Genomic DNA, 18,596 nt, shown 5'->3' with positions numbered 1-18,596 from the left:
GTGGTGTAGTCCACGCAAGGCGGACTGGCTCAGGACGGTACCCGGCGTTTGCCTGTTCTGTCAGTAGTCGGGGAGCTGTGAACTTCGCGGAAATTTTCGAGGTGCGGAGCATTCCCCTTCGGGCCATGTCTCGATCAAGGCCAGAGCCACGGCCTTTTGGCCTTGCTCTGGGCTCCCTGCTTCGTCGCCCGCTGCCGACCGCACACAGCCCTGGTGAGCTGTGCGGCGCCAGGTCCCACGTGGGCTCCACATGCCTTCCGCCCGACGGCCCGTACGGTGCGACGTCGGTGGTGGTTCATCGAGGATGTCCGGGGCCGTAATTCGCTTGCCCTTGCCACGGGGGCAACGCTGCACTGTGGCCGGACACCACGAGTCGTGGTGGCGGTATCCCGAGGAGGCAGCAGCAGTAATGGAGATCCGTCCCACGACCGACAAGGATCTCGACGTCTTCGTCGACACAGTCCATGCCGCGTTCGGGCGCTTCCCGGAAACCCCGATCGAGGGCGGCGGGCTCTGGTGGTCGGCGCTCGAAATGGACCGCTGCATGCTCGCCCTGACGGCGGACGGGCGGCCCGTCGGCACCGCCGCCACGCACTCCTTCGAGCTCACCCTGCCCGGTGAAACCCTCGTCCCGGCTCCCGGGGTGACCGCCGTCGGCGTCCTGCCCTCGCACCGGCGCCAGGGCGTGCTCACCGCGATGATGCGGCATCAGCTCGCCGAGCTGCGGGCCCGCGGGGAGTTCCTTTCCGTGCTGCTGGCCTCTGAGGCCCCGATCTACGGCAGGTTCGGCTACGGACCGGCGACCTACACGCAGCGGCTGACGGTGCAGCGCCACCGGGGCGCCCTCGCCCTCCCCCGGGCGCACGGAACGGCCAACACGCCAGCGTCCGGCCCGGACAACGGCTCGGTCGAGGTTCTGCGTCGTGCCGAGTGTGGCGAGATCCTGGAAGAGGTCTACGACCGGTATCGCCGCGCCCAGCCCGGCGCGCTGTCCCGGCCGCACCGCTGGTGGGCCTTGCGCGCGGGGCAGCCCCCGATCTCGCCGGCGCCGCGCTACGTCGCCGTCCACCGGGACGCCGACGGCGTCCCGGACGGGTACGCCAGCTACTCGATCGGCGAGCCCGCCACCTTGACGGTCGACGAGACCATCGCCGCCGACGACGCCGTCTTCACAGCCCTGGCCCGGTTCGTGCTCGGTCACGACCTGGTCTCTCAGGTCGTGTTCAATCACGTCCCGCCCCAGCACCCGCTGCGCTGGCAGCTCGCGGACTTCCGCGCCGGCGAGGTGAGCGGCGACATGGACTGGCTCTGGGTGCGGCTGCTGGACGTCCCACGTGCGCTGACCGCGCGCGGCTGGTTCATGGACGGCGAGCTCGTCCTCGACATCGACGACCCGTTCCTCGGCGAACACGACCGCTACCTGCTGACCATCCGGGACGGCAAGGCCGACTGCGTCCCGACGGACCGGAAGCCCGACCTGTCCCTGGACATCAGCGACCTGGGCTCCGTCTACCTCGGCGGCACTGCCCCGAGCACGCTCGTGCGTGCCGGACACATCCGGGCCCACCGCCCAGGCGCAGCCACCCTCGCTGACGCACTCTTCCGCGCCGAGCGCTCCCCGCACTGCCTGCACTGGTTCTGACCGCGCTCGCAGACCCTGCACAAGTGTCGTTCGTCGGCTAATCGCATCTCGGATGCGGCGGCCATGTCGCGGTTGGTGATCGCCGACCGCGATGACTTCGGGATGTATGCAGCGGTCAACACCACGGTGGTGAGTGGAGTCGCGCCCGCGCTATTGACCGGTCAATTGACTGAAAGTACGGTCTAATTGTGACTGTGCCACTTTACGTACAGATCAGGCGAGAGATCGAGGCGAGGATCCAGGCCGGGGACCTGCCGCCTGGCGCACGACTGCCGACGGAGATGGACCTCTCTGCCCAGTACGGCGTCAGTCGGGCCACAGCCCAGCGGGTCCTCAACGACCTGGCCGAGGCCGGACTGGCGATCCGCCGGCGGCGTCACGGAACGTTTGTCGCGGACGTGACGCGGCAGATCAATCTGCTCAACTTCGTCACGCCTGCGGCAGCCACAAAGGGCGTACCCGGCAGACATGAAGTTGTCTCCGCGCGGATCGTCAGGGCCACCGACGCCATCCTGACCCTCCCCGGCGCCTCAACCGACACGGCCGTGGTGGAGCTGGTCCGCCGCAAGCTGGACGTGCGCGAGGTGCCACAGTCTGTCGAGCGGCACGTCGTTCTCTTCGCCGTTGCCCCCGACTTGCTGAACGAGAACCTCGAAGACCTCGTGACCCTGCCGTATCTGCAGCGCAGGGGAGTGCCGATCGACTCGATCCGGCTCTACCTCGACCCGGTGACCCTCGACGAGCACGACGCCACGTTGCTGCACAGCGAGATCGGAACGCCTGCGCTGATGAGGCGCAGGGAGTTGCGGGTCGACGACGGAAGCACCGTCGAGGTGGTCACGACCCTCGTTCGGCCGGGAACCGCCGAGTTCTTCCTGGAGCTTCCCGTCTCCGCCATGTGAGAAGCCTGTCTCCGCCAGAAAGGAATGTGCCAACGATGAAGGTCATCATCATCGGTGCCGGCGTGCTGGGAGTCAGCGTCGCGAGGCACCTTGCCGTCGCCGGCGGAGACGTTCTCCTGCTGGATCAGTGGGGAGCCGGCACCGGTACGACGTCGACCACCTTCGCCTGGACCAACTCGAGCCGGAAGCACGACCCGGCCTACCACCGACTGAACCTCGCGGGGATGGAGGAGCACGCCAGGCTCGCCGAGCAACTGCGGGGAGCGCCGTCGTACTTCCTCAGCGGAGCGCTGCAGTGGGCGGACTCCTCCAGCCAACAATTACTCGCCGACAACGTGGAACGGCTGCAGTCCCTCGGCTACCCCGCTCACTGGGTCATGCCTGAGGAAGCAACGAGGATCGCGGGCGGCCTCCGGATACCGGCGACCACCACGTCCATCGCGCACTTCCCCAGCGAGGGATACGTCCTGCCGGATCTCCTCGTGAACAGCCTTTTGGCGGACGCCGAGCAGCACCGAGCCAAGTGCGTGTCCGGCGAGGTCGTGGCCATCGATGATCGGCCGGACGGCGTGTCCGTCACCCTGGCCGGAGGCGAAGTCTTCACGGGCGATCGAGTCGTCCTGGCGGCGGGCCGCTGGACGGAACGGCTCGCCGCACGGGCCGGGATCGACGTTCCCATGGTGACGGATACCGGTCGCGGATCGCAGACCGTCGGACTGCTCGGGTATGCCAGGTCCCCGCACCTCGACCTGCGCTGTGTGATCCACAGTCCCGGCCTCAACCTCCGCCCTGCCGTCGGCGGGCATACCGTCCTGCAGGCTCTTGACCTGAACGCCCACGTCGATCCGGCAGACCCTCCGTCCGCGGACGGGCACCTTGCAACGATCCTCGCTCGGCGGTTCTCCGCACTGCTGGCCGACCCGAGCCAGGCACTGGAGATCGACCTGCGTGTCGGCTTCCGGTCACTGCCCGCGGACGGCCACACCGTCGCCGGCTACGCCTCCGCGCAATCGCGCGTCTACTGCCTCGTCTCGCACAGCGGGATCACCCTGGCGCCGATTCTGGGACGCCTGGCCGCGACCGAGATCACAACCGACCAGGAGCAGGACCTCCTCCGGGCCTTCCGGCCCACACGATTCATCGGCGTAGGGCGCTCGGAAGTGGAGGTGGACCAACGCGCCACCGCTCTGGGTGAGCAGTAGGAAGGAGGCCGCCTTGATCATCGGGACTCTTGCCGGGGCATCGTCCGACTCCGCGTACGCCGGTACTTCCGTGACCGGAGGGGCTGTTCGCGCCGGATGTTCGTCCACTGGGTGATACAGCGTGAGGACCTGGCCGAGCGGCGCTTCGACCGCGCGTTCACCAGCGTCTTCTGGAACCCGTGACCATCTCCTGGGTGGGTTCGTTCTGGCCCGCCGGTCGTTGGCCCGGTTGAGCTTGGCAGCTGAGCAGTGGGCGCGAATCGAGCCGCTGCTCCCGGACCGGACGCCGCAGCGGGTAGTCGCCGGCGAGAGCCCCGGGAGGTGATCGACGCGATCGCCTTCAGGCTCCAGACCGCGCATCAGCACGCGGCCGGTGCCCTTGGAGAGGGCCCCGGCCGGCGAGCCGCCCGACCATGCCATGGCCGGTTCCGCAGCTGTCCCGCTCGGGTGGCCGGGAGGGTGCGTACGCGTGGGTGGTGGGCCAACCGTGTGGCGGGTGCTGCGTGTTGGCAGACGCATCGATGGCCGCCGAACAGCACGTCAGACCGAGCGACGAACGGGTGCACGGATGGTTGCGCGCCGTTCTTGGATCGCGTGGAACGGGTAACTTCGTGGCTTGGGGAAACGGGCTCTGTGTACAGTGGACCCGCCTTCGCGTACGGCGTTGTAGTGCGTGGTGCCCCCTTAGCTCAGATGGCTAGAGCGCGTGACTTGTAATCTCGAGGTCGTCGGTTCGACTCCGACAGGGGGCTCCGAAAGGGCCAGGTCAGACACTCATTGACCTGGCCTTTCGCATGCTCGGGCGTGACGCGTCACATAGCCGGGGCCTTGGCTGCCCCAGCCCTCACCGGTGGCGCCGACATCTACTGAACAGCGGCATCGACAGTGCCGGTAGCACCAAGCGCTCCATGTACCCAGCTGGCACGGCCGAGACAGCTGCTGCGGATCACATGTGAACGACGGGCGCCGCGTCGGGGTCGGTGGCGGGTACACCGCGTCGGTAGAGGATCACGCTGATGACCAGGCCGACGGCGAAGAAGACTGCCGACCACCAGTGGGCGGTGGAGTAGGCCTCCAGGCCGGCCTGGGCCTGGACGGCAGGGTCCCTGGGGTCTTTGCGACGAGGTGGTCGGTCGCGGCGCTGGTGGCGAGGGTGTTGAGCAGGGCCGTGCCGATCGAGCCGCCGACCTGCTGCATCGCATTGACGGTGGCGGAGGCGACACCGGAGTGCTCCACGTCCACGCCGGCGACGGCCAGGCTCATGGCCGGGGCTATCACCAGGCCGAGGCCGATGCCCGCCACCAGCAGCGGCGGCAGGACGCCGGTGGTGTAGCTGCTGCTGAGGTCGAGGCCGGTCAGCCAGACCATGCCGGCGGCGGCAAGGCCCATGCCGAGCGGGACGACCGGCTTGGGGCCGAGGCGGGGGATCAGCACGCTGGTGGCGAGGGTGGCGCCAACCATGAGCGTTGCGGTCATGGGCAGGAAGGCGAGGCCGGTCTCGACGGGGTGTAGCCCAGGCTCTGCTGCAGGTAGTACGTGAGGAAGAGGAAGACACCGAACATACCGGCGCCGCTGATCAGTACGGAGACGAAGGAGGCGCCGCGGTTGCGGTCGAGCAGGACCCGCAGGGGGAGCAGGGGGTGGGTGGAGCGGGTCTGCCACCAGGTGAACGCGGCGAGCAGCACGGCTCCGGCGACCAGCCAGCCCCAGGTTTGCGGGGGGCTCCGGTCGTGGCTCTCGGCGTTGGAGAAGCCGTAGACCAGACTGAACAGGCCGCCGCCGACGAGGAGGGCGCCGGGGATGTCGAGGGTGGCGGTCTTGTCGCGGATGGTGCGCTTGAGCAGGAAGGCGCCACCGATGAAGGCGACGACGGCGACGACGAGGTTGACGTAGAGGGTCCAGCGCCAGTCGAAGTACTCGGTGAGCAGGCCGCCGAGGAGCAGGCCGATGGCGCCGCCGGCGCCGGCGATGGCACCGTAGACGCCGAAGGCCTTGGCCCGTTCCTTGGCGTCCGTGAACGTCGTGGTCAGCAGGGCCAGGGCGGCCGGGGCGAGCAGCGCACCGAACACGCCCTGCCCCGCCCGCGCGAAGATGAGCATCTCGAAGCTGGTCGCGGCGCCACCGAGGGCGGAAGCGCCGGCGAAGCCGCCCGTCCACATCAAGACGCCGGTGACCCTGTCGGACGGCACGATGAAGGGGCAGTGGTACTGGGCGACCTGGAAGTGCTGACGCGTTTCGGGCCCCGCCGGGCTCGACCGGAACCCGGCTCCGTGCGTCTCCGAGCCGGGTTTCTCTTTCTTACGGGACTTCTCGGGACTTCTTACGAGATCCTTGCGCACCGCTTACGAGACCCTGACGCAGGCCCCATTCCGGGCCGTCTCGCTGTCCCCACTGGTCACTCTGGTGCTGTTCGCAGGGCGCGGACGTGGGGGACGAGAGACCGAGGAGCCGGGCGTGAGCACGTACGACAGGAATGGCCGTCGCAGTGGGCACCAGAGCGGGCACAGGGCGAAGTCCAAGTCGCGGCGGGTCGTGATCGGGGCCGGGGTGCTCGCCTCGGTGGGGGCGGTGACGGCGGCGGTGTCCGTCGCCAATGCGGGGCAGTACGCCCGCACCACGTCCGCCGGAGCCGATCAGGCCGTGTTCGTGCAGGGCAACGAGCTGGCCGGGAACACGATTCATGTGTTCGCCCGGGGTGATGACGGCAAGTTGTCGCCGGCGGGGGAGTTCGCGACCGGCGGCAAGGGCGGTGACCAGGTCGACGCGCCCACCGATTCGCTCGCCTCGCAGGGCTCGCTCGTCTACGACGACGCGTCGGGGATGCTCCTTGCCGTCAATGCGGGCAGTGGCACGGTGACGTCGTTCCGGGTCGAGGGGACGGAGTTGAAGAGTCCGAAGCAGGTGGACTCGGGCGGGGAGTTCCCGGCGAGCATCGCGGTGCGCGGGAAGGTCGCCTACGTGATGAACGCGGGCGGTCATGGCAGCATCCAGGGCTTCAAGATCACCAAGAAGGGGCTCAAGCCGCTGAAGGGTTCGCACCGTTCGCTGGGGCTGGACAACGAGGATGTGCCGCGGTTCGACACCTCGCCCGGTGAGGTCGAATTCACTCCGGACGGCCGCAACCTGGTGGTCACCACCAAGGCCGCCAACACCCTCGAGGTGTTCCCGATGAAGAAGAACGGGCTGCCGGCCGTCGACGAGCCTGTCGTCAACAAGTCCGCGGGCGGTGTCCCGTTCGCGATCAGCTTCGACAAGTCGGGGAAGCGGATGCTGGTCGCGGAGGCGGAGAAGTCGACGGTCACCGCGTACAAGGTGAAGCGCAACGGCAAGCTGAAGGTCCTGCAGGAGCCGCTCACCAACGGTCAGGAGACGCTGTGCTGGCTCGTGCGCGCCGGTAACTACTTCTACGGCGGCAACACCGGGAACTCCACGGTCAGCGGCTACCGCATGGCCAAGAACGGCGAGCTGGCCCTGACCAACGACGTGGGCATCGCCACCCCGCCCTCCGCCAACTCGCAGGGCGTGATCGACCTCGCCGTGACCGAGGACGAGAAGTTCGTCTACGTGCAGAACGCGGTCTCCGGCACCGTCGACGGCTTCCGTGTCGAGAAGAACGGCGCGCTCACGAAGGTAACGACCGCCGAGGACCTGCCGGTCTTCGAGGAGGCCGGCATGGAGGGCATCGCCGCGAAGTGACTCAGTGACGTGACGCCATCCGACGATGGGCCGTTGGCCCAGGTCACCGTCAGCCGTTGACCTGGGCCCTTCTGTCGGGGCTGGCGAGCTCGGGCACCTTCAGCCCCGCCGCCGACGCGATGACGCGGGCGGTGCGGAGGCCTTCCTCGTACGGAGTGCCGCCGTGGACGGGGCGGCAGCGGCCCAGTTCCGGGGCGTACTCGGCCATGACCGCGCCCGCATGGTCGGTGGTGAGTTCGGTGAGCGGAGCCGGACGGCCGCAGTCGGCGAGGACCGACTGGAACTCGAGGGCGTTGTTGAAGTCGCAGACCCTGTCGGCCGTGCCGTGGACCAGGTGGATCGGCAGGGGCGGCGCGGTGGCGCAGACGGCCATGGGGGAGGGGAGGCCGAGGAGGGGTTCGGGCTGGTTGTAGCGGGCGGCGATGCCGACGACCGCTGCCGGGCGCCAGTCCTCCGGGGGGTGGGGCTGGAGCGCGGTGGCCATGGCGGCCCGGCCGCCGAGGGACCAGCCGACGAGGACGACACGGGCCGGGTCCGGTACGTAATCCCAGGTGTAGCGAAGAGAGGCCGCCAGTTGAGGCCGTCCGCCGTCGGGGGCGTCGGGCCGCCAGTCGGGGACGATCACGGTGGGGCCGAGGCGGGCGACGGTGGAGGCGAGGGCGCCGAGGACGTCGCGTTCGGCGGGACCGCGGCCGTGCCAGAGAAGCACGGTGGGCGCGTCGGGATCGGCGCCGTGGTGGATGTCGAGGAGCTGGCCGTCGGCGGTGTAGCGGACGGTGTCGATGACGGTGGTGTCCATGTGTGCCCCTTGCCTCAGCGGCCCGCGACCCGGTCGGCGATACGTGCCAGCCGGGACGACTGCGCGGCCTGCGTGCCACGTTCGCGACGGTCGGCGGCTCGATACGTCGCGTACATGCCGTGTACCCCGATCCAGCGCAATGGCTCGGGTTCCCACTTGCGGACCTTGTGACCGACCCAGGGCAGGGCTGTCAGCTCGGTCGCGCCGGACTGCCCGGAGTCCTGCTGGATCAGGTCGCACAGGGTACGGGCCGCGAGGTTGGTGGTGGCGACTCCGGAGCCGACATAGCCGCCGGCCCAGCCGAGCCCGGTGGAACGGTCGAGGGTGACGGTGGCGCACCAGTCGCGGGGCACGCCGAGGACGCCGGACCAGGCGTGTGCGACCTCGACGCCGGTGAGCTGCGGGAAGAGGCGAAGGAGGAGCGCCCGTAGCGCCTCGATGGTCGCCGGCTGCGTGCGGCCGTCGTTGTCCGTGCGGGAGCCGAAGCGGTACGGGACGCCGCGGCCTCCGAGCGCGATACGGCCGTCGGCGGTGCGCTGGGCGTACATGTACGCGTGGGCCATGTCGCCGAGGGTTTCGCGGCCCTCCCAGCCCACCGACTCCCACTGCTCGGCGGTGAGCGGTTCGGTGGCGATCATCGACGAGTTCATGGGGAGCCAGGTGCGTCTGTGGCCCTTCAACGAGGCGGTGAAGCCTTCGGTGCAGCGCAGGACGTAGGGCGCGCGGACGGTGCCGTACGGAGTGACCGCGTGCTTCGGCCGGATCTCGGTGACCGGGGTCGACTCGTGAATGGTGACGCCGAGCGCTTCGACGGCCTTCGCGAGTCCCTGGACGAGTTTGACGGGGTTCAGCCGGGCGCCGTGCGGCGTCCAGGTGGAGCCGACGGCGTCGGCGACGCGAACGCGCTCGGCGGTCTCGCGGGCGCCGTACAGCTCGCGGTCCTTCTCGCCGAACGAGAGCTCTGCCTCGTGGAAGGCCTTGAGGCGGGCCAACTGGGCCGGGGTGCAGGCGACTTCGAGTACGCCTCCCTGGTGGATGTCCGCGTCGACGCCCTCCACCTCGGCGACCCGGACGACCTCCGCCACCGTCTCGTTCATCGCCTTCTGGAGGCGTACGGCGGCCTCGTGGCCGTGCACGCGCGCGTGGCGGTCGCGTCCTGCGACGCCGTTGTAGAGCCAGCCGCCGTTGCGACCGGAGGCGCCGTAGCCGCAGAACTTCTGTTCAAGGACGGTGATACGGAGGAAGGGGGCGGCCTTCTTCAGGTAGTACGCGGTCCACAGGCCGGTGAGGCCGCCGCCGACGATGACGACGTCCGCGGCGGCGTCCGAGGGGAGGGGTTCGCGGGGCGCGGGGAGGCCCTGTTGTGCGTACCAGAACGATATGCCGCCGTTGATGACGGTGCGGGCGCCGTGTCCGGCCGTGCTGCCCGTGTGCTCCGTGCCGCCCACGCTCTCCGTGCTGCTCATGCGCGGGACGTTAGCTTCTGAGGGCCGTGGGTGTCTCCTCCGGAGTCCGAAGTGGGATCGGTTACTTCACGGCTCCAGGACCACCTTGCCGATCGTCCCCCGGTTCTCCAGCGCGCGGTGGGCGGCTGCCGCCTCGGCGAGGGGGAAGCGCTGGACGGCCGGGGTGAGGCGGCCGGCGGCGGCCTCGGCGAGGGCGCGGAGCTCCAGGGTGCGTACGGGGTTGGGGCCGCCCGCCTTCTGCATCATCACCGGGCCGAGGACCTGCTCGGACACGCCCTCGACGACGAGCGGGCTGCCGTCGTGCAGGCCCTCGCCGGACCAGCCGAAGACGATGTGCTTGCCGCCGGGGCCGAGGAAGCCGACGGCGGTACGGGCCACCTCGCCTCCTACGCCGTCGAAGACCACCGTGGCTTTGCGGCCCCAGAGGAAGTACTTGACCTGGTCGGGCCACTCCGGGTCCTTGTAGTCGACCGCGAGATCGGCGCCGTTCTTCTCGACGCGGGCCACCTTCTCCGGGCCGCCGGCGAGGCCGATCACGGTGGCGCCGGCGTGCTTGGCGTACTGCACGAGGAGGGTGCCGATGCCGCCCGCGGCGGCCGGGATCACGGCCACGGAGGAGGGGCCGAGCTCTGCGAACCGGAGGATCCCCATCGTCGTACGCCCCGTGCCGATCATGGCGACGGCCTGCGCGAAGTCCAGGTTCTCCGGGATCTCATGGAGGCGGTCGGTGTCGGCGACCGCCAGTTCGGCGTATCCTCCCCCAGTGCTTGAAGAGCCTGGGGGGACCCCCAGGGCGAAGCCCAGATGCACCACGACCCGCTTGCCCAGCCAGAGCCCCGCGACGCCCTCGCCGAGGGATTCGACGGTGCCGGCGACTTCGCGACCGGGGATGGTGGGCAGGGCGGGCAGCTCAGGCAGTGGCCCCTGCATGCCCTCGCGGATCGCGGTGTCGAGGAGGTGGACGCCTGCCGCGGCGACGGCGATACGGACCTGGCCGGGGCCCGGTGCAGGGTCCTCGACCGGCTCATACGTGAGGTTCTCGGCCGGGCCGAAGGTGTGCAGGCGGATGGCGTGCATGAAGGGCTCCTCGGGTTCGTGAGCTGTGGTGCTCGTGCCCTCCACCCTCGGACCTCAAGCTTGCTTGAGGTCAAGCCCTGCCCTGCGCGGGATGTCGAAGGCGAGGGACACGGCCGTCAGGGCGCTGTTGAAGGACACTTCGGAGAGCACGCCGGGCGCCGCGACCTGGTCGCCCGCGAGGTAGACGCCGTCGCCGCGGTCGACGGCGGGACGGTCGCGCCAGCTGGTGCCGGGGAAGTCCACGGCGCCGGTACGTCCTTTGGCGATGGTCTCGCTGCGCCAGGTCACGCGCTCGCGCCAGCCCGGGAAGGCGAGGTCGAGAAGTTCCTCGGCGCGGGCGATGCCGACGGCCCGCGGCTCGTGGGGCGCGATCGGGATCTGCCCCTGGATGAGCTGTTCGCCGGCCGGGGCGAGCGTACGGTCCTGGGCGGTGAACCGCTCGATCCAGCCCGCCGCGTCCAGGTCGGACACGGCGAACGCGTCGCCCCGGCGGGTCCGTACGGCCAGATCGATCAGCGCCGTACGACCGCTCGTCCAGCTCAGCGACTCGTCGCGGAGGAGACGGCGGGCGGCGTCGAGGGAGGTGGCGACGATGACGGGCCCGTGCCTGCCGTGCTCGTCGAGGCTGTCGACGCGGGAGAGGGTCTCCATGCGCACGCCCAGGTTCCAGGCGCGGGCCGCCATGCGGTCGATGACGCCGGCCCAGCCGCCGCGCGGGTAGTGCGCCTCCGGGGGCAGCTTCGTGGCGCGCCGTAGCCGTTCCTGCACGAAGGCGGCGGAGAGGGCGCCCGGGTCGTGGTGGAAGAGGGCGACGGCGGAGTAGTACGCGGCTGCGTTCGCACCCTCTTCTCCGGCGATGCCGGTGGCCCACGTCCTGAAGTCGACGTCTACGGGCGCCTGTTGGGCCGTACGGCGGAGCAGCTTGAGCATCGAGAAGGGCGGGGTGCGGCGGAGGGTGCCCTTGTGGCGGAGGCGCAGTCGGGCCGCTTCCAGGGGTGGGAGCGGGGCGAGTTCGCCGATCAGGCCGCGTTGTTTGAGCCAGGTCCAGTGGGGGCCTCCCTTGTAGAGGGCGTGCGGGCCTTCGTTCGTCTTGTACGGCCCCTCCGCGGTGCGGGCGCGGCCGCCGAGGGTGTGGTGGGCCTCGTGAACGGTGACCTTGGCGCCCGCCTCGGCGGCGGTGATGGCCGCGGTCAGGCCGGCGAAGCCGCCGCCGACGACGGTGATGCGGTGCATGGCTGGGGGTCTCCCTACTGGTCCGGTGCGTGCGTGTGGGTGCGCGCGGGTGCGTAGCTCGTAGGTATGACTCGTTGAGGGGCCCGATGTGTGACATCGCGGGCGTTTACGCAGGTCAAGGGGTTTGTCAGTGGTGGGGTGCAGGATGGGGCGCATGGTGAGGCGGGCGACGGATGAGAAGACGGCGGTCAAGAGGGCACGGCGTCCCGAGGTGCGGCTACCGCCGCTTGTGCCGTACGGAGGCGGCGAGCTGGAGCCCGACGGGGACTATGACGGCCTGGAGTTCCGGGAGGCGGACTTCGCCGGGCAGGACGGCGCGGGCGCCCGCTTCATGGACTGCGCGCTGACAGGGTGCGCACTGGACGAGACCCGGCTGCGCCACGCCCGCGTGATGGACTCCGTCCTCACGGGGATACGGGGCGTCGGCACCGATCTGGCCGAGGTCACCCTCCGTGATGTGGAGCTGGTGGACGCGCGACTGGGCGGCGTCCAACTGCACGGTGCCGTAATGGAACGGGTACTGATCCGCGGCGGCAAGATCGACTACCTGAACCTGCGCAAGGGCCGGCTCCGGGACGTCGTCTTCGAGGGCTGCGTGCTGGTGGAGCCGGACTTCGGGGGCGCACAGCTCGAACGGGTGGAGTTCGTCGACTGCGCACTGAAGAGGGTGGACTTCAGCGCGGCGACGCTGACGGACGTGGACCTTCGGGGGGCGGCCGAGGTGGACATCGCGCGAGGGGTCGACCGCTTGGCGGGGGCGGTGATCAGTCCGGCGCAACTGCTGGATCTGGCGCCGGTGTTGGCGGCGGAGATGGGGGTTCGGGTGGTCGCCGAGGGTTGAGCGGCTGCGTTCGGTTCGTGGGTGGGTGTGCGAAGCCGTGTCGTCCGTGGCATGCGCGGGCCCGGCCCGGATCGAACGATCCTGGGACGGGCCGCGTTTCGCCTGCCGGTCAGCTCGACGTACTCGACGTACTGGCGAACATGCCGGGCTCGTACGAGCCCCCCGGGTTGTGCACGATCACGTTCATCCGGGTGGCAGCGTTGATCAGGGAGACCAGGCAGACCAGCGCACCGACCTGGTCATCGTCGAAGTGCTTGCGCACCTCGGCCCAGGTCTCGTCGGACACGCCGTGGTCGCTGAGCCGGGTGCCTTCCTCGGCGAGCGCCAGTGCGGCCCGCTCGGCCTCGGTGAACACCGTGCTGTGCCGCCAGGCGGCGACCAGGTTGAGCCGCAGCGCGGTCTCACCGGCGGCCACGGCCTCCTTCGTGTGCACGTCGACGCAGAAACCGCAGCCGTTGATCTGGCTGACCCGCAGCTCCACCAGTTCCCGCAGGGCCTTCGGCAGCGTCGACCCCTCCAGGGCCAACGATGTGTTGTAGAACCGCTTGGCGACCTTCGCGGCGGTCGGGCTGTCGAACAGGTTGAAACGGGGTTCCATGACGTCGTCCTCACTCGTGGAGTTGCGTGCTCCTGCACTGGACGAGCACAAGATGCCGACGGCCCGATCCTTGTGACGGCACGGTGATGTGGCGTGCGTCACCGATGGTGGCTGTCACAAAGCAGTGAGGGCCGGCGTCTGGTGTACGGCGCAGTCGAGAGCGAACGGGCAGGAGCCGGCCATGGACGACCGAACTATGAGCGACCGGACAAGGGACACATCCGAGCCGGTCGCTCGTGGCGACCGCATGGACAGCACCCAGACGTTCGTCGCCCACCGCAACCTGTTGTTCACCGTCGCCTACGAGATGCTCGGTTCGGCCGCGGACGCCGAGGACGTCCTGCAGGAGACCTGGTTGCGGTGGGTGGGCGTCGAGCTCGACACCGTGCGGGACCAGCGTGCGTACCTGGTCCGGATCACCACCCGGCAGGCGCTCAGCCATCTGCGTACGCTCGGCCGGCGCAAGGAGTCCTACGTCGGCCCCTGGCTGCCCGAGCCGCTGCTGACCGCGCCCGACGTGGCCGAGGACGTCGAGTTGGCCGACAGCGTCTCGATGGCGATGCTGCTGGTCCTGGAGACCCTCACCCCGACCGAACGGGCGGTGTTCGTACTGCGCGACGTGTTCGACCTCGGGTACGACGAGATCGCCGAGGCCATCGACAAGAGCCCGGCCGCGGTCCGTCAGATCGCCCACCGGGCACGGGCCCATGTCGCCGCGCGCCGACCGCGAGGGGTCACGTCCGCTGCCGAGACTCGCCGCACCGTCGAGGCGTTCCAGCGGGCGGTCGAAACGGGCGACCTGCAACGCCTGCTCGACATCCTCGCGCCGGACGTCGTCCTGCTGACCGACGGCGGCGGAGTCGTGCAGGCCGCACTGGCGCCCGTCGTGGGGGCCGACCAGGTGGCCCACGTGCTGGGCAGGATCGCCGCCGCGATGTCGCTGCAGCCGACACAGGTCAACGGCGACCCGGCGCTGATCGTCCGGCTGGGCGGCGAGATCGACACCGTCATGGCGATGCGCATCGACGACGGCCTCATCACCGGGCTCTACGCCGTGCGCAATCCCGAGAAGCTGTCGCATCTGGAGCGGGAGACCACCTTGCGCCGCTAGGACGTGTTCTCGGTTCTGATCTCTACCCCGCGTTTTCGTGCTTGGAGGCATTGAAGCGCGCCTTCTTCTGGCGATTCCCGCACGTGTTCATCTCGCACCATTTGCGGGTGCGACTTTGGCTGGTGTCGAAGAAGGCGGCTTGGCAGGTTGGCGATGCGCACAAGGCCAATTTTCCGTCTCGTTCGCCCGCGAGGATGCTGATCGCGTCGGCGGCGATAACGCCTAGGGCATCCTCCACGGAGGAAGCCGAGCCGAGTCGCCATTGCCGATTGCCCTCGGGCGTCAAGATAGCCGCGGCCCGGCCCTGAGTGCTGCATTCATTGATGACCTGGACAGCAGACACAGGGAGAGGGTCTCGGCGCGCGGCCGCTGTCGCGGCGGCGTGGATTGATTCCCTCAGCTCCCAAGCGCGTTCGAGCTGGGCGGTGGTGCAGGACTCCACGGCGAGGCCACTCACCGCCAGCCAGTCGACGAGTCGGTTCGGCGTGGGGATGCGCTCCACTGGGTCGCCCTGACGCTCCGACAGGGTTCCCGTGAAGCTGGTCGCCAGCACCTTGCCGAGACGGAAGTCAGGGAACCGAGCACTCATGGAACCACCTTAGCTGGTTGCACGCCGACATCGAGGCCTGCTAGAACCGTCTTAGCCGGTTCCGACAGATCCCGAGCCGGTTCCACCGATGACCAGGAGGTCTCATGTCCACACCCTGGTGCGTCACCGACGCTGCGGCCGCCATTGATCGTGGCGTTGTCACCACGTCAGCTCACCCCGGCGGGGGCATCTCATGAGCCGTCAAACCAGCGACGTGCAAGCATTCGAAGCCCACGCAACCGACACTGACCTCGACGACCTGCGCGCGCGACTGGCCGCAGCACGGCTGCCGGAAGCTGAGACGGTCCATCGCGCCGCGCCCGACCCGCGCCGATGGGATCAGGGCGTTCCTCTCACCGACCTCGTGGACGTCGTGAACTACTGGCGCACCGGGTACAACTGGCGGTCGTTCGAAACGCGCCTCAACCAGATCGGCCAGTTCCGCACGACCATTGACGATCTGGGAATCCACTTCCTGCACCGCCGATCCACCCGCGCAGACGCCACTCCTCTGATCTTGACGCACGGCTGGCCAGGCAGCATTGCCGAGTTCACCCATGTAATAGACGAACTGGCAGATCCGAAAAACGCAGACGCACCAGCGTTCCACGTCGTAGTCCCGTCGCTGCCAGGTTTTGGTTACAGCGACAAGCCGGCCACCACCGGGTGGGGAACCGAAAAGATCGCGGCCGCCTGGGTGAAACTGATGGGAAGGCTCGGCTACAGCAAGTTCGCAGCCCACGGCGGCGACTGGGGAGGTGTGATCACCGCGATCCTCGGCGGCAGGTTCCCGGAGCACGTTCTCGGCATCCACACAACGCTCGCGCAGGCACCGCCCGGGTTGACAACGGACGGGCTGACGGCGGCCGAGCGCAAATGGACCGAGGAAACCCGCGATTTCTGGCGCCACCACGCGGCGTACGCGAAGCAGCAGGCGACCCGACCGCAGACCATCGGCTACTCGCTCGTCGACTCACCAGTCGGTCTTCTCGCCTGGATCCTTGACAAGTTCGCTGAGTGGACGGATACCGAAGACAGCCCGTTCGAGACGATCTCCAGAGACAGCGTCCTTGACAACGTCACCCTGTATTGGCTGACCAGGACCGGCGCATCGTCAGCCCGCATCTACTACGAAAGCCACAACTCGCTCGACCCCGAACTTCGGGTCGACGTCCCGTCAGCAATCAGTATGTATCCCCGCGACATCGAGAAGTGTCCGCGCGCCTGGGCACAGGAGCGGTACCGACAGATCGTCCGATGGAGGTCGCCCGAAACCGGGGGACATTTCCCGTCGCTGGAGGTTCCCGAGTATTTCGTCAAGGATCTGCAAGAGGGCCTCGCGGCAGTGCTGGCCACCAGCGGCAGTTGGTCATGACGCGCACCCCACCCCGTTCAGCGCACCCTCGGGAAACGGGCTTGGAGGGTCCAGATCGCCGGGTTCTCCGCGAGCTCGTCATGCATATCGCACAGGTCGGCGATCAGGTCGTGCAAGAAGTCCCGCGCCTCGCGCCGGAGTTCGGCATGCGAAAAAGTCAGCGCAGGCTCCTCCACCGGCATCCAGTCGGCTTCGATGTCCACCCACCCGAAGCGCCGCTCGAAGAGCATCCGGTCGGTCGACTCGGTGAAGTCCAGCTCGGCCCGCTGCGGGCGCGAGGCCCGCGAGCCCGCCGGATCCCGGTCGATCCGCTCCACGATGTCGCACAGCGCCCACGCGAAGTCGAGCACCGGCACCCATCCCCAGGCTGTGGACAGTTCCCGGTCCGCCTTGGTGTCGGCGAGATAGACGTCGCCGCAGAACAGATCGTGCCGCAGGGCGCGGACGTCCGCGCGGCGGTAGTCGGTCTGTGGAGGATCCGGGAAACGGGAGGAGAGGGCGTAGCCGATGTCGAGCACGTATGTGATGGTGTCACGCTCGCGTGGGGCCCTGACGTGCCCCGATCCCAGCCCCGATCCCAGCCCCGGTCTCGGCCCTGCCCCTCCGCCCCGATCCCTCTAGGATCGCGAATGTGCCCCGCCCTGCCCGATTCGTACCGGCCGTCGCGTCCACCCTGGCCCTCGCGCTCACCCTGACCGCGTGCGACGCCGGCAACGCGCGGGACACGACCGGCGCCCCCGGCGTAAGGGACCCGTACTTCCCGAAGGCGGGCAACGGCGGCTACGACGTCACCCACTACGCCCTGACCCTCGCATACGACCCCACCTCGCGCCGCCTGACGGGAACCGCGGAGATCGACGCGCGGGCGAAGCAGAACCTCAGCGAGTTCAACCTCGACCTCAAGGGCATGAAGGTCTCCGCGGCCGAAGTGGACGACGCGCCCGCCCGCTTCCACCACAGTGGCGACCACGAGCTGACCATCCACCCGCCCGACGACCTCGACAGGAAGAAAACCTTCCGCACCACCGTCCACTACTCCGGCACCCCCGACACGATCACCGACCCGGACGGTTCACGGGAGGGCTGGCTGAGAACGGCGGACGGCGCCCTCGCACTCGGCGAGCCCACCGGCTCGATGGCCTGGTTCCCCGGCAACCACCACCCGAGCGACAAGGCCACGTACGACATCACGGTCACCGTTCCCGAGGGCCTGAAGGCGGTGTCCAACGGCGAGTTGAGGCGCGAGGAGACGAAGCAGGGCCGTTCGGTGTTCGCCTGGCACGTCGGGGAGCCGATGGCGTCGTATGTGACGACGGTCGCGATCGGCGAGTACGACACGCGCCGCTCGAAGACCGCGAACGGCCTGCCGGTGTACGTGGCCGTCGACCCCGACCAGTCGAAGGCGAGCGCCAAGGTCCTCGCCCGTATCCCCGAGATCATGCGGTGGACGGAGCGGAACTTCGGCCCGTACCCCTTCTCCTCCACCGGCGCGATCGTCGACCGCGCGAACGACGCGGGCTACGCCCTGGAGACCCAGACCCGCCCCGTCTTCCCCGGCGTCCCCGACACCGCCCTCCTCGTCCACGAACTGGCCCACCAGTGGTACGGCAACTCCGTCACCCCCGCGACCTGGCGCGACATGTGGCTCAACGAGGGCTTCGCGACGTACGCGGAGTGGCTCTGGCAGGAGGACCACGGCGGCGACACGGCACAGGAAACCTTCGACGCGCTGTACGACCACGGCGAGGACACCTACGAGGACCTGTGGTCCTTCCCGCCCGCGAGCCCGACGAGCGCCGCGCACATCTCCGACGACCCCGTCTACCAGCGCGGCGCCATGGTCCTCCACAAGATCCGCGAAACGACCGGCGACGCCACCTTCCACGACATCCTCCGGGGCTGGCCGACCACCCACCGCCACGGCAACGCGAACACATCCGACTTCACGGCGTACGTGGAACAGCAGGCACCGGACAAGGACTTCAGCGCGATCTGGGACGACTGGCTGTACGGGAAAGGAAAGCCGGACCAGGCCTGAGCGCACCGCGTCAGGGCTCCGCCCCTG

General features: G+C 69.2%; 15 protein-coding genes, 1 tRNA gene and 1 pseudogene. 9 read left to right on the top strand and 8 right to left on the bottom strand.

Annotation, left to right across the window (positions count from 1 at the left end; all coding sequences use genetic code 11):
* The first annotated feature begins 409 nt into the window (after window positions 1-409).
* The 4 genes from ACFYO0_RS25540 to ACFYO0_RS25525 all read left to right on the top strand — a co-directional run bounded on the left by ACFYO0_RS25540 (window position 410) and on the right by ACFYO0_RS25525 (window position 4,498).
* Entirely contained in the window at window positions 410-1,642 is a 1,233-nt protein-coding gene (locus ACFYO0_RS25540; RefSeq protein ID WP_388680129.1) for a GNAT family N-acetyltransferase, read from the top strand.
* A 188-nt stretch (window positions 1,643-1,830) separates the two neighbouring features.
* The gene (locus ACFYO0_RS25535; protein WP_388680127.1) at window positions 1,831-2,544 is read left to right on the top strand and encodes a GntR family transcriptional regulator; all 714 of its coding nucleotides are present in this window, start codon (window positions 1,831-1,833) and stop codon (window positions 2,542-2,544) included.
* Between the two features lie 35 nt (window positions 2,545-2,579).
* Window positions 2,580-3,746 carry an NAD(P)/FAD-dependent oxidoreductase gene (locus tag ACFYO0_RS25530; RefSeq protein ID WP_388680124.1) on the top strand — a complete coding sequence of 389 codons (1,167 nt, stop codon included), beginning with the start codon at window positions 2,580-2,582 and terminating at the stop codon, window positions 3,744-3,746.
* A 678-nt stretch (window positions 3,747-4,424) separates the two neighbouring features.
* Window positions 4,425-4,498 (top strand) — tRNA-Thr (locus ACFYO0_RS25525).
* A 194-nt stretch (window positions 4,499-4,692) separates the two neighbouring features.
* Here the strand turns inward: ACFYO0_RS25525 and ACFYO0_RS25520 are convergent.
* Window positions 4,693-5,893: pseudogene (locus ACFYO0_RS25520) on the bottom strand (MFS transporter); the annotation flags it as partial.
* Between the two features lie 307 nt (window positions 5,894-6,200).
* Between ACFYO0_RS25520 and ACFYO0_RS25515 the strand changes: the two are divergent.
* The gene (locus ACFYO0_RS25515) at window positions 6,201-7,442 is read left to right on the top strand and encodes a lactonase family protein (RefSeq protein ID WP_388680120.1); all 1,242 of its coding nucleotides are present in this window, start codon (window positions 6,201-6,203) and stop codon (window positions 7,440-7,442) included.
* Window positions 7,443-7,491: 49 nt separating this feature from the next.
* Here the strand turns inward: ACFYO0_RS25515 and ACFYO0_RS25510 are convergent, their stop codons facing one another.
* The 4 genes from ACFYO0_RS25510 to ACFYO0_RS25495 all read right to left on the bottom strand — a co-directional run bounded on the left by ACFYO0_RS25510 (window position 7,492) and on the right by ACFYO0_RS25495 (window position 12,017).
* Window positions 7,492-8,241, bottom strand: a complete 750-nt coding sequence (locus ACFYO0_RS25510) for an alpha/beta hydrolase (protein WP_388680118.1) — start codon at window positions 8,239-8,241, stop codon at window positions 7,492-7,494.
* Between the two features lie 14 nt (window positions 8,242-8,255).
* Window positions 8,256-9,707 (bottom strand): NAD(P)/FAD-dependent oxidoreductase, encoded by a 1,452-nt coding sequence (locus ACFYO0_RS25505; protein ID WP_388680116.1) that lies wholly within the window; start codon window positions 9,705-9,707, stop codon window positions 8,256-8,258.
* A gap of 66 nt (window positions 9,708-9,773) precedes the next feature.
* On the bottom strand, window positions 9,774-10,784 hold the full coding sequence (locus ACFYO0_RS25500; RefSeq protein ID WP_388680114.1) for a zinc-binding dehydrogenase: 1,011 nt from the start codon (window positions 10,782-10,784) through the stop codon (window positions 9,774-9,776).
* A gap of 54 nt (window positions 10,785-10,838) precedes the next feature.
* Window positions 10,839-12,017: an NAD(P)-binding protein gene (locus ACFYO0_RS25495; RefSeq protein ID WP_388680112.1), complete on the bottom strand. Its 1,179-nt coding sequence runs from the start codon at window positions 12,015-12,017 to the stop codon at window positions 10,839-10,841.
* A gap of 154 nt (window positions 12,018-12,171) precedes the next feature.
* Here ACFYO0_RS25495 and ACFYO0_RS25490 point away from each other — a divergent pair, with 154 nt between their 5' ends.
* Window positions 12,172-12,858, top strand: coding sequence for a pentapeptide repeat-containing protein (locus ACFYO0_RS25490; protein ID WP_388680110.1), 687 nt, complete (start codon window positions 12,172-12,174; stop codon window positions 12,856-12,858).
* 109 nt (window positions 12,859-12,967) lie between these two features.
* Here the strand turns inward: ACFYO0_RS25490 and ACFYO0_RS25485 are convergent, their stop codons facing one another.
* Window positions 12,968-13,456 carry a carboxymuconolactone decarboxylase family protein gene (locus ACFYO0_RS25485; RefSeq protein ID WP_388680109.1) on the bottom strand — a complete coding sequence of 163 codons (489 nt, stop codon included), beginning with the start codon at window positions 13,454-13,456 and terminating at the stop codon, window positions 12,968-12,970.
* Between the two features lie 196 nt (window positions 13,457-13,652).
* Here ACFYO0_RS25485 and ACFYO0_RS25480 point away from each other — a divergent pair, with 196 nt between their 5' ends.
* Window positions 13,653-14,567 carry an RNA polymerase sigma-70 factor gene (locus tag ACFYO0_RS25480; RefSeq protein WP_388680384.1) on the top strand — a complete coding sequence of 305 codons (915 nt, stop codon included), beginning with the start codon at window positions 13,653-13,655 and terminating at the stop codon, window positions 14,565-14,567.
* 22 nt (window positions 14,568-14,589) lie between these two features.
* Here the strand turns inward: ACFYO0_RS25480 and ACFYO0_RS25475 are convergent, their stop codons facing one another.
* Entirely contained in the window at window positions 14,590-15,156 is a 567-nt protein-coding gene (locus tag ACFYO0_RS25475) for a CGNR zinc finger domain-containing protein (RefSeq protein WP_388680106.1), read from the bottom strand.
* 193 nt (window positions 15,157-15,349) lie between these two features.
* Here ACFYO0_RS25475 and ACFYO0_RS25470 point away from each other — a divergent pair, with 193 nt between their 5' ends.
* Window positions 15,350-16,531: an epoxide hydrolase family protein gene (locus ACFYO0_RS25470; RefSeq protein ID WP_388680103.1), complete on the top strand. Its 1,182-nt coding sequence runs from the start codon at window positions 15,350-15,352 to the stop codon at window positions 16,529-16,531.
* 17 nt (window positions 16,532-16,548) lie between these two features.
* On the opposite strand, the gene ACFYO0_RS25465 is transcribed toward ACFYO0_RS25470, so the two are convergent.
* On the bottom strand, window positions 16,549-17,049 hold the full coding sequence (locus ACFYO0_RS25465) for a hypothetical protein (protein WP_388680101.1): 501 nt from the start codon (window positions 17,047-17,049) through the stop codon (window positions 16,549-16,551).
* A gap of 113 nt (window positions 17,050-17,162) precedes the next feature.
* Between ACFYO0_RS25465 and ACFYO0_RS25460 the strand changes: the two genes are divergently transcribed.
* A complete protein-coding gene (locus ACFYO0_RS25460; protein WP_388680098.1) occupies window positions 17,163-18,569 on the top strand; it encodes a M1 family metallopeptidase in 1,407 nt (468 codons plus the stop codon).
* Window positions 18,570-18,596: the final 27 nt, after the last annotated feature.

It is taken from the genome of Streptomyces sp. NPDC006365 (genome assembly GCF_042870755.1).
GTDB lineage: Bacteria > Actinomycetota > Actinomycetes > Streptomycetales > Streptomycetaceae > Streptomyces > Streptomyces xiangluensis.
Note: the sequence above shows the minus strand (reverse complement) of the source record. Positions and strands in the feature narration are given on the sequence as shown.